The sequence below is a fragment of the Streptomyces sp. NPDC012888 genome (assembly GCF_042900645.1).
Lineage (GTDB): Bacteria > Actinomycetota > Actinomycetes > Streptomycetales > Streptomycetaceae > Streptomyces.
In genome coordinates this window covers 23,721-35,513 of record NZ_JBIBBM010000026.1, presented here as the reverse complement: position 1 = coordinate 35,513, position 11,793 = coordinate 23,721, and the positions used below count along the sequence as shown (strand labels likewise).

Annotated in this window: 2 protein-coding genes; both read left to right on the top strand. The window is 74.2% G+C overall.

Annotated features, from left to right (window positions below):
- Nucleotides 1-144: 144 nt before the first annotated feature.
- Nucleotides 145-10,800, top strand: a complete 10,656-nt coding sequence (locus ACFY61_RS31780; RefSeq protein WP_389477911.1) for an amino acid adenylation domain-containing protein — start codon at nt 145-147, stop codon at nt 10,798-10,800.
- A 93-nt stretch (nt 10,801-10,893) separates the two neighbouring features.
- Nucleotides 10,894-11,775, top strand: a complete 882-nt coding sequence (locus ACFY61_RS31775; RefSeq protein WP_389477908.1) for an alpha/beta fold hydrolase — start codon at nt 10,894-10,896, stop codon at nt 11,773-11,775.
- Nucleotides 11,776-11,793 lie beyond the last annotated feature (18 nt).

Genomic DNA, 11,793 nt, shown 5'->3' with positions numbered 1-11,793 from the left:
CTCCGCCTCCAGATCACCGTCACCGACAACCACCTCACCATCCACACCCGCCACCACGACACCTGGACCCACCACGCCACCGGCCGACTCGGCGAGACCCGAGGGCCCGGCACCGAGGGTTTCGAATCTCTCCGGCTGTGGCCCGTGGCCGGCGCTGAACGGGTCGACCTGGACGGCTTCTACGAGCGTCTGCAAAGCATCGGCATCGAGTACGGGCCTGTCTTCCGAGGGCTCATGGAACTCTGGCGGGACGACGAGACCGCCTACGGGCTCGTCCGGCTGCCCGACGGCGAAGCCGTGGGCGGTTTCGGGATCCACCCCGCCCTGCTGGACGCCGCCCTGCACACGCTCTTCGGGAGCGGTACGGGGTCGAGCGTCGCACTGCCCTTCGAGTGGACCGGCGTCGAACTCTTCGGACCGGCCGACGGCCCGCTGCGTGTACGAGCCGAGCTGACCGCGGAGCGCACCGCGGCTCGCGTCTGGGTGGCCGATGGGTCGGGCAACCCGGTTGCCCGTGTCGAAGGCCTCCAGGTCAGGGAGGCCTCCGTCGAGCAGATCCGTGCCGGCATGGCCGTGGACCACCTCTACCGGGTGGAGTTCCAGCCGGTCACCAGCCTGGTGACGGCAGCAGCCGAGCGGACCGTCATCGACGCCCGCGCCTGGACCGGCACCCTCACCGAGATCGCGTCACGCGGCCTGACCGCCCTCCAAGAAGCCCTCACCGACGCCACCACGACCGGCGAACTCGTACTCGTCACCAACGGCGCCGTCGACGACCCCGCACAAGCCACCCTGTGGGGACTCGCCCGCTCCGCACGCAACGAACACCCCGAACACGTCATCCGTCTCATCGACACCAACGACGACGAGGCACTCAGCGCAGCGCTCCAGGTGACCGGCGAGCCCGAGTTGCTGGCGCGTGACGGGCAGCTCCTCGCCCCCCGCCTCGTCCGCGCCACAGCAGCACATGACGACACCACCCGAAGGCTGGACCCCGAGGGAACGGTCCTGATCACCGGCGGCACCGGCGAGCTCGGCCAAGCCCTCGCCCACCACCTCGTGACCCGACACGGCATCCGCCACCTCGTCCTCACCAACCGCCGAGGCGACCAAACCCCCCACGCACAACACCTCGTCACCGAGCTGACCGAAGCCGGGGCCGAAACCGTCCGCGTCCTCGCCTGCGACGCCGCCGACCCCGACCAGGTCCGGACACTGCTGACCGACATCGACCCGTCCCACCCCTGGACCGGCATCTTCCACCTCGCCGCCGTCCTCGACGACGGACTCCTCACCCACCAAACCACCCAACGCCTCAACCGAGTCCTCGAACCCAAAACCCTCGGCGCCCTCCACCTGCACGAGGTGTCCACCCAACTCGGACTCAACCTCGCCGCGTTCGTCCTCTACTCCTCCGCCTCCGGCGTCCTCGGCACCCCCGGCCAAAGCAACTACGCCGCCGCCAACACCGCCCTCGACGCCCTCGCCACACACCGCCACCACCACGGCCTGCCCGCCACCAGCCTCTCCTGGGGCCTATGGCAACAAACCGGAACCGGACTCACCACCAAACTCACCCATGCCGACATAGCCCGCATGCACCGCCAAGGCTTCGGCGCCCTCACACACACCCAAGCCCTCACCACCCTCGACGCAGCCCTCACCCAACCCCACCCCCACCTCGTCCCCGTCCGGCTCGAGCTGGGCTCGTTGCGCCGGGCGCTGGACAGCGGTGAGGAGCTGCCGGCGGTGTTCCGAGCCCTGGTGCGGGCGCGGGCGCGGGCGCGGGTGCGCGGGGCGGGGCGGGCCGGCGCGGCCGGTGACGGGTTCCGCGAGCGGTTCGCGGCGCTGCCGGAGGCGGAGCGCCGGGGTGCCGTCGGCGAGCTGGTGCGCCGCGAGGTCGCGGTGGTGCTGGGCATCGCGGACGCGGCGGCGGTCGTGGACGACCAGCCGCTGAAGGAGCTGGGGCTGGACTCGCTGATGGCGGTGGAGCTGCGGCGGCGGTTGTCGGCGCAGGTCGGTTCGGCGCTGCCGGCGGACCTGGCGTTCGCGCACCCCACTCCGGCCGCGCTGACCGGCCATCTCCTGACCCGGATCGGCGTGGGCGCCCCCGCTCCGGCTCGGGTTGCGGCAGGCCCGCTTCCGCTGGAGCGTGCCGGGCAGCGTGATGAGCATCCCGCGACCGAGGGCCAGGGCCGGCTGTGGTTCCTGGAGCGGATGGAGCCGGGGACGCCCCGGTACAACGTGGCGATGCGGCTGAGGCCTGCGCGTCCGCTGGACCGGGAGGCACTGCGCCGTTCCCTCGACTGGATGGCGGCCCGGCACGAGGCGCTGCGGACCGGGCTGGAGTCCCGGGGCGGCCGCCCGGTGCAGGTGGTGCACGCGGACGTCACGGTCCCGTTCGTGTACGAGGACCTGTCGGGCCGCGGGCCGGACGCGGTGGACGAGCGGATCCGGCAGGAGGAACTGCTGCCGTTCGACCTGGCCGGTCCGTCCCTGCTGCGCTGCCGGCTGCTGGATGCCGGTGACGGGGGCCAGGTGCTGTGCCTGACGTTCCACCACTCGGTGACGGACGGCTGGTCCTTGACGGTCTTCCTGCGCGAGCTGTACGAGGCGTACGGCGCGTTCTCGGCGGGGGGCCGGCCGGAGGCGTCGGAGCCGGTGCACCACATGGGCGACTACGCGCGCTGGGAGCGCCGGAGTCTGGCCGAGGGCCGGTTCGGTCCCGGCGCGGCGTTCATCGCCGAGCAGCTGCGCGACGTGCCGGTGCTGGAGCTGCCGCCGGGTCCGCAGCCGGTGTCCGGGGGCGCGGGGGGCGCCGGGGGCGGTGACTCGGTGTACTTCGAGGTGCCGGCCGGGCTGCGTGCGCGGCTGGAGGAGCTGGCATCGGACGCGTCGGTGACGCCGTACACGGTGTTCGTGAGCGCGTTCGCGGTGATGCTGGCCCGCTACACCGACCAGTACGACTTCAGTGTGGGCACGGTGTGGGCGAACCGGCAGCTGCCGGGGTCTTCGGAGGTGCTGGGCTTCCTGACGAACACGCTTCCGCTGCGCTGCGACCTCACCGGTGACCCGGTGTTCACGGAGCTGCTGGCCGCGGTGCATCCGCGGGTGCTGGGGCTGGTGGAGCACCAGGGCGTGCCGCTCACCGAGGTGATGAAGGCGACGCGGACCCCGCGGTCCGGTGACGACAACCCGCTGATCCGGGCCGTGCTGAATTACATGGGCGCCGATTTCCCGGTGCTCGGGGCGGGCGAGGACGCGTGGGCGCTGCCGGACTCGGCCCGGGGTGCGGGCAACGTGCGGGGTGCGTCGAAGTTCCCGCTGGGCCTGAACCTGGCTCCCAGTGGTGCGGGGCTGTGGGGCGAGCTGGAGTTCCTGCCGCACGTCATGGACCGGGCGTCCGGCGAGCGGATGGTGCGGAACTTCCTGACGCTGCTGGAGTCGGTGGCGGCGCACCCGGAGCGCCGCATCGGGGAGCTCGACCTGCTGGACGCCGCGGAGCTGGCGTGGCTGGAGGAGCGGGGCGGGCGTGCCGAGCCGGTCGCGGCGGATCCGGCGACGGCGCTGGACCTGGTGCTGGCGCAGGCGCGCCGGACTCCGGACGCGGTGGCGCTGGTGTCGGACGGCTGCGAGCTGACGTACCGGCAGATGGTGGCGCGGGCCGGGGCGCTGGCCGGGGTGCTGGCGGGTGCCGGGGTGGGCCGCGAGGTTCCGGTGGGCGTGCACCTGCCGCGTTCGGTGGACCTGGTGGTGTCGGTGCTGGCGATCTGGCTGGCGGGCGGCGCGTACCTGCCGGTGGACCCGGGTTATCCGCGGGCGCGGATCGACCACGTCATCGAGGACAGCGGGCTGCGGGTACTGGTCTCCGACCGTCCGGTGGACACGGCGGCGCGGGTGGTGCTGATCGGGGAGGTCCCGGAGCCGGCGGCGGACGCGGACTGGCCCGAGCCGGTGGTGCGGCCGGTCCCGTCGGACCTCGGCTACGTCATCTACACGTCCGGTTCGACGGGGCGGCCCAAGGGCGTGCTGATCGAGCACGGCCAGTTCGCGAACTTCTGCCGGAGCGTGGACGAGCGCATCGGTGGCGGCCCCGGGGACACCTGGCTGGCCGTGACCAGCCCGTCGTTCGACATCTCCACGGTCGAGCTGATCTGGACGCTGACCCGCGGCTACCGGGTGGTCGTCGCGCAGGGCAGTGTGGGCGAGTGGCCGGCGTACCGCTCGTACGGTCCCACGCACCTGCAGTGCACGCCGTCGCTGGCGCGGATGCTGCTGGCGGACGCGGACGGCCGGGCGCTGCTGGCCGGTCTGGACCGGATGGTCGTGGGCGGGGAGGCGCTGGACCGTTCCCTGGCGAAGCGGCTGCTGCGCACGGTGCGCGGCGGGGTGACGAACATCTACGGGCCGTCCGAGTGCACGGTGTGGTCGACCACCTGGGACGTGGAGCCGGGTGAGGTGTCGCTGGGCACGGCGGTCCTCGGCACCGGCCTGTACGTGCTGGACGGCAACGGTGCCCGGGTGCCGCGGGGCAGCCGCGGTGAGCTGTGGATCGGCGGGCGTGCGGTCAGCCGCGGCTACCTGGGCAGGCCGGATCTGACGGCCGAGCGGTACGTGGAGGACCCGTTCTGCCCGGGTGGGCGGATGTACCGGTCCGGGGACCTGGTGCGGTACCGGGAGGACGGCGGTCTGGAGTACTGCGGGCGGATCGACTCGCAGGTCAAGTTGTACGGGCACCGCATCGAGCTGGGCGAGGTCGAGGCGGTGGCGGGCGAGCACCCGCTGGTGCTGGAGTGCGCGGCCGTGGTGCGCCGGGACGTGGAGGACGATCCGCGGCTGTGCCTGTACTGGACCGGCCGGCCGGGTGCCGGGCCGGGTGACGGGGAGGCCGTCAGGGGGTACCTCGCCGGGCGGCTGCCGGCCTGGATGGTTCCGTCGCGGCTGGTGTGCCTGCCGGAGTTGCCGCACACCCCGAACAAGAAGGTGGACCGGGGGGCGCTGGTCCGTATGCCGGCGCCGGAACGGGCGCCGGAGGGCGTGTCCGCCGCGGAGGCATCGGCCGCCAGGGCGGGGGCCCCGGCGGGGCGCGGGTCCGGTGTCGTCGCGGTGCGCGGGGACGACCCGGTGGAGCGGCTCGTCCGTGACACGTGGGCGTCGGTGCTGGACCTCCGGGAGGTCGACCGGGACCGGGGCTTCTTCGACGTGGGCGGCAGCTCCATGACGGCGCTGCAGGTCCACACGGCGCTGTGCGAGGCCCTCGGCCGGGAGTTCCCGCTGTCGGCGGTGTTCCGCTATCCGACGGTCCGGCAGCTCGCCGGGTTCCTGCGGGGTGACCGTGAGGGCACCGGCCGCACGGCGCGGGCCGCGCGGGCGGCCGCTCCGGCCGTCGGTCCCGGGGGCGCCGGTGGCACCGGTGGCGCCGGTGGCACCGGGGACGAGGCGGTCGCGGTGGTCGGAATGTCGTGCCGGCTGCCGGGTGCGCCGGACGTCGAGACGTTCTGGCAGAACCTGCGGAACGGGGTGGAGTCGATCACCCGGTTCTCCGAGACGGAGCTGCGGGCGGCGGGCGTGCCTGACGCGCTGCTGGCCGACCCGAACTACGTGCGGGCGAAGGGCCACGTCGAGGACGCGGACCTGTTCGACGCCGGGTTCTTCGACTACTCGCCGGCCGAGGCCGACGCGATGGACCCGCAGCACCGGCTGTTCCTGGAGTGCGCCTGGGAGGCCCTGGAGCACGCGGGGCTCGTCCCCCGGGGCTACGACGGGCGGATCGGCGTGTTCGGCGGGTCCGGGTTCGGCGGCTACCGCGGTGAGGACGTCCACGACATGTCGTCGTTCTTCCGCACGATGATCGGCACCAAGAGCGACTTCTTCGCGACCCGGGTCGCGCACCGGCTCGACCTGCGCGGTCCCGCCCTGTCGGTGCAGACGGCGTGTTCGACCGGTCTGGTCGCCGCGCACCTGGCCAGGGAGAGCCTGCTGCGCGGGGAGTCCGACGTGGCGCTGGTCGGTGCGGCCTCGCTGACGGTGCCGCTCAAGCAGGGCTACATGTACCAGGAGGGGCTGGTGCTCTCCGCCGACGGCACCTGCCGGCCGTTCGACGCGGACGGCGGCGGTACGGTCGTCGGCAGCGGGGTCGGCGTGGTGGTGCTGCGCCGGCTGTCGGACGCGCTGGCCGCCGGGGACACGGTGTACGCGGTGATCCGCGGCAGTGCCGTCAACAACGACGGGGCCGGGAAGGTCGGTTTCACCGCGCCGAGCGTCCAGGGGCAGGCGGAGGTCATCGCCGACGCGCAGGCGGCGGCGGGCGTGGAGCCGTCCAGCATCGGTCTGGTGGAGGCGCACGGGACGGCGACCGCGCTCGGCGATCCCATCGAGGTGCAGGCGCTCCAGCAGGTGTTCGGCGGGGGCGGGCGCGAGGAGCCGTGCGCGCTCGGTTCGGTGAAGTCCAACATCGGGCACACCGACGTCACGGCGGGTCTGGCTGGGCTCATCAAGGCGGTGCTGTGCCTGCACCACCGGGAGCTGGTGCCGAGCCTGCACTTCGAGCGTCCGAACCCGGAGATGGGCCTGGACCCGGAGCTGTTCGAGGTCAACACCCGGCTGCGGGAGTGGCGGCAGGACGGACCGCGGCGGGCGGGCGTGTCGTCGTTCGGCATCGGAGGCACCAACGCGCACCTGGTGCTGGAGGAAGCGCCTGCGGCGGTTCCCGTGGACGTGGACGAGCGGGTGCTGCCCCCGGTCCTGCCGGTGGTGGTGTCGGCACGGGACGAGGCGGCGCTGCGCGAGCAGGCCGGGCGTTGGGCCGACTGGCTCGGCCGCCGGCCGGAGGCGGCGCTGCCCGAGGTGGCCGCCACCGCGGCTCGCCGGCGGGCGCACTTCACCGAACGGGCCGCGGTGATGGCGGGGTCGGCGGCGGAGGCGGCGGAGGCCCTGGCCGCACTGGCCGAGCGGCGTTCGCACCGGGCCCTGGTCCAGGGGTCGGCGGTGGAGCGGGGCGGTGTGGTGTTCGTCTTCCCCGGCCAGGGCAGCGAGTGGCCCGACATGGGCCGCGACCTGTTGGAGCAGTCGCCGGCGTTCGCGGAAGCGGTCCGCGACTGCGACACGGCCCTCGCCCCGTACCTGAACGGCCGGTCGATCGAAACCATCCTGCGCACCGCCGACACCACCCACTGGCACCGCCTGGACGTCATCCAGCCCGTCATGTTCACCATGTACATCGCCCTCGCCGCCCTCTGGCAGTCCCACGGCATCCAGCCCGCGGCCGTGGTCGGCCACTCCCAGGGCGAAGTCGCCGCCGCCGTCGTCGCCGGAGCCCTCTCCCTGCACGACGCAGCCCGCGTCATCGGCATCCGCTCCACCGCCCTCCAAGCCGTCACCGGCATCGGCCGCATGGCCGTCGTCGAACTCCCCCACGACACCGTCGCCACCGCCCTCGCCCCACACGGCGGAAAAGTGTCCATCGCAGCCGTCAACACCCCCACCTCCACCGCCATCTCCGGCGACGCCGACACCATCGGCGACCTGTTGGAAACCTGGGACGACGAAGACATCTCCTGCGGCTGGCTCGAAGCACCCGTGGCCTCCCACAGCCACCACATGGACACCCTCCTGCCCACCCTCCGCACCCAACTCGCCGACATCACCCCCCGCACCGGGCACATCCCCTTCTACTCCACCGTCACCGGCACCCCCACCGACGGCAGCCGGCTCGACGCCGACTACTGGGCCCGCAACCTCCGCGAACCCGTCCGCCTCGACCAAGCCCAACAAGCCCTCCTGGCCGACGGCCACAACGTCTTCCTCGAAACCAGCCCCCACCCCGTCCTCCTCATGCCCCTCACCGACGGAGCGCTGCACGCTGGCCGTGACCGGGCCGTCGTCGTGCCGACGCTGCAGCGGGGCCGCGGTGACCTGGTCCAGGTGCTGCGCACCGCCGCGCTGCTGCACGTGCACGGTGTGGACGTGGACTGGGAGTGCGTCCTCGGCCGCCGGGCCGTGGCCCAGCTGCCGACGTACGCCTTCCAGCGGCGCAGGCACTGGATCGACGGCCCCGCCGGGCCGGCCCGTGGGGCCGGTGGCGGGGGCGGGCCCCTGGAGGCGTTCTGGGCGGCGGTCGAGGACGGTGAGCCGGGCAGGGTCGCCGACCTGCTGGAGGCCCCTGAGGGGCTGCGCGGGCAGATCGGCGAGCTGCTGCCGCTGCTGGCGGCCTGGCAGGGGCGGGAGCGGGCCCGTGCCGAGGTCGCGCCGTGGCTGTACGACGACGTGTGGCAGCCGCAGCCCCTCGCCGCGGCCGCCGGGCCGGTTCGGCTGGACGGGACCTGGGTGCTGGTGTCCGATCCGCGGGACGAGGGGCTGGCGGCCGAGTTGGAGCGGGAGCTGCGGCTGGCCGGTGCGGCCGTGCAGCGTCTGGGGGCGGGCCTGGACCGGGCGGCGTTCGCCCGGGCCCTGAAGGGCCTGGTGCCCCCGCCGGCGGGTGTGGTGTCGCTGGGCGGGCTGGACGACCGCGTCGACGCCGAGGGGGTGCCGTACGGGTTCCGTACGTCGCTGACGCTCGTGCAGGCCCTGGTCGACGCCGTGGCCGACTCCGGGGCGGGCGTGCCGCTGTGGCTGCTGACGAGCGGCGCGGTCAGCGTGGACGGGGTGGAGGCGCTCCCGCGTCCGCTGCAGTCCCTGGTGAACGGCCTGGGCCGGGTGGTGGCTCTGGAGCAGCCCGCCCTGTCCGGTGGTGTCGTGGACCTGCCGGCCGAGCCGCACGCCGAGTGGGCCGCCCAGCTGGTGTCGGCCCTGGCGGCGGGCGACCACGAGGACCAGGTCGCGCTGCGGCCCGGCGGCGGGCGGTGGGTGCGCCGGATGCTGCGCACCGCTCCGCAGCGGCCCGACGCGCCGTGGTCGACCGGCGGGACCGCGCTGATCACCGGCGGCACCGGCGGTCTCGGCCTGCACCTGGCCCGCTTCCTGGCGGACCGCGGGGCCACCCGGCTGGTGCTGGCGTCCCGTTCGGCCCGCCGGTCGGCCGGGGCCGCGGAGCTCCGCGAGGAGCTCGCCGGCCGCGGGGTCGAGGTGGTGCCGGCCGACTGCGACGTCACCGACCGGGGGCAGGTGGAGCGGCTGCTCGCGGGCTGCGACACCCCCGACGCGCCGCTGCGGGTGGTCGCCCACCTGGCGGGGGTCACCCGGGGTACTGCCCTCGGGTCGATCACCGCGGAGCAGATCGGCGCCGAACTGGGCGGCAAGCTCCAGGGCGCCCGGCACCTGCACGAACTGCTCGGCGAACGCCCGCTGGACGCGTTCGTCCTGTACGGCAGCGGTGCCAGCCTGTGGGGCGGCGCCCACCAGGCGGTGTACGCGGCCGCGAACACGGGGCTGGACGCGCTGGCCCGGCACCGCCGTGCGCGGGGCCTGACCGCCACCGTGCTGCACTGGGGCGGCTGGGCCGGTGAGGGCATGCTCACCGCGGAGGCGGAGGAGCACGTCCAGGCGCGCGGGCTGCGCTCCATGGAGCCGGCGCGTGCCCTGTACGCGCTGGGCGCGGCCCTCGACGCGGACCTGACCGTGCTGGGCGTCGCCGACATCGACTGGAGCAGGTTCGCGCCGGCCTACTGCTCGGCGCGGCCGCGGCCGCTGGTCATGGGCATCGAGGAGGTGCGGGCGGCGCTGGCCGCGGCGGCCGCGCCGGCGGACGCCTCCGCCGGGGTGCGGCTGCGTGCCGAACTGGCCGGGCTGGGCGCGGCGGAGCGGCTGGAGGTGGTGACCGGTCTGGTGCGTACGGAGGTCGCGCACGTCCTGGGCCGGCCTGCGGCGGAGATCCCGCCGGGGCAGCCGCTGCAGCAGCTCGGTTTCGACTCGCTGATGGCGGTCACGGTGCGCGGCAACCTGGCCCGGCTCACCGGTCTGCCGATCACCACCGACGTCCTGATCCGGTACGGCAGTTGTGCGGGGATCGGCGGTCACCTGCTGGGTCTGCTGCTGGACGGCCGGGGTGGGGCGCCGGCGGTCGCGGAGGACGCGCCGGAGGATCCGTGGCTGCGGGTCCTCAAGCCGGCCGCCGCCGACGGGCCGCGTGCGCGGATCGTGTGCATGCCCGGCATGGGCGGCACCACGGGCGGTTACGTGCCGCTGGTCCGCAGTCTGCCGGAGGGGGTCGAGCTGCTGGGCGTCCAGCTTCCCGGGCGGGAGGCCCGCGCCGACGAGCCGCCGATGACGGACATGGGGGCCGTCGCGGAGGAGATCACCGCGGTGCTGGCCGGCCGCGGGGACGTGCCGCTGGTGCTGTACGGGCACAGCCAGGGTTCGTGGCTGGCGTGGGAGGTGGCGCACCGGCTGGGTGAGCGTGCGGACGCGCCGCCGCTGTCCCTGGTGGTGGCCTGTGCCCGCACGCCGTTCGCCAAGACCCCGGAGGCGATCCGGCGGATCGGTGAGGCGACGGCGGCGTGGGACGGGACGTCGGCCGGGGAGCTGGCCGAGGTGTACGAGGGGCTGCTGCCGCGGCAGATCCTCGACAACGAGGACCTGCTCACGGAGTACCTGCGGCGGCTGGTCGTCGACGTGGAGCTCGGGGAGAGCCACCGGGCGGCGCTGGGCGGCCTGCGGCGGGGCGCCCTGAAGATCCCCGTCCTGGCCGTGGCCGGCACCGCGGACCCGGTGGTGCCCGAGGAGTCCATGGAGGCCTGGCGGGAACTGACCCTGGGCCCGTTCGCCCGTCGGAGCATCGAGGGCACGCACGCCGCCCCGCTGGAGAACGCCGGGGCCATGGCGGCGGCCCTGGTGTCCGCCATCCCGCCGTCCCGGGCCGGATGAGGTCCGGCCGTCCTTCCCGTCAGCCGCCCACGTCGTCCACGGCATGCGCGTCGTCCACGTCGTCCTGTCGTCCACACCTTCCGGAGGAAAGCAATGCCAGAGATCGAGCGCCCCGATGGTGCCCGGATCCACTACCAGGTCCACGGGGAGGGTTTCCCGGTCCTGCTGCTCGCTCCAGGCGGGGTGAGCAGCCAGATCGAGTGCTGGGACGAGAACTTCTACCACCCGGTGCGTGAACTGTCCGGGCGGTTCCGGGTGATCGCCATGGACCAGCGGCACGCGGGTCGCAGCCCGGCGCCGACCGCCCCGTTCTCGTACGAGCAGACGGTGGGCGACCAGCTGGCGGTGCTGGACGGGCTCGGTGTGGAACGCGCCCACGTGGTGGCCGCCGGCAGCGGGTGCGTGCACGCCTGGGCGCTGGCCCGTACCGCCCCGGAGCGGGTGGTGTCGGTGGTCGCGCAGCAACCGGAGGGCCGGGACGCGGTCAACACGCTGGGCACGTTCTTCACGGAGTTCGACGAGGCGATGCGGCACGTGCGGGCCGCGTCCTTCGACGACCCGGAGACGATGGGGCTGCGGGCGGTCGTGGAGGCCGCCGTGCGGGAGCCCCGGTTCTCCCGCAACCCGGCCGCCGGCCCGTTCGCGCAGCGGCTGGCGGACGACCCGGAGTTCCGCGAGGAGTTCCTGAAGTTCACCCGTGAGAGCTATGTGACGCGGCTGGTCCGGTTCCGCGACGGTTTCCGGCCCGACGGTTCGGCGTACTTCTCCGTGCCGGAGGAGTGGATGGCGCGGTTCCCCGCCCCGCTGCTCGTTCTTCCCGGTGGCGACGAGCGGCACCCGGAGGGCCTGGCCAAGCGTCTGGGCGCCGAGGTGCCGCGGGTCCGCCTCGTCGACGCGGGCTTCGACGCCCCGGAGCGGGTGGCCGGAACGGTCGCGGAGATCACCGGGTTCCTCGCCGAGCACACCCCCCGCTGACGGAAGGAAGACGACCGA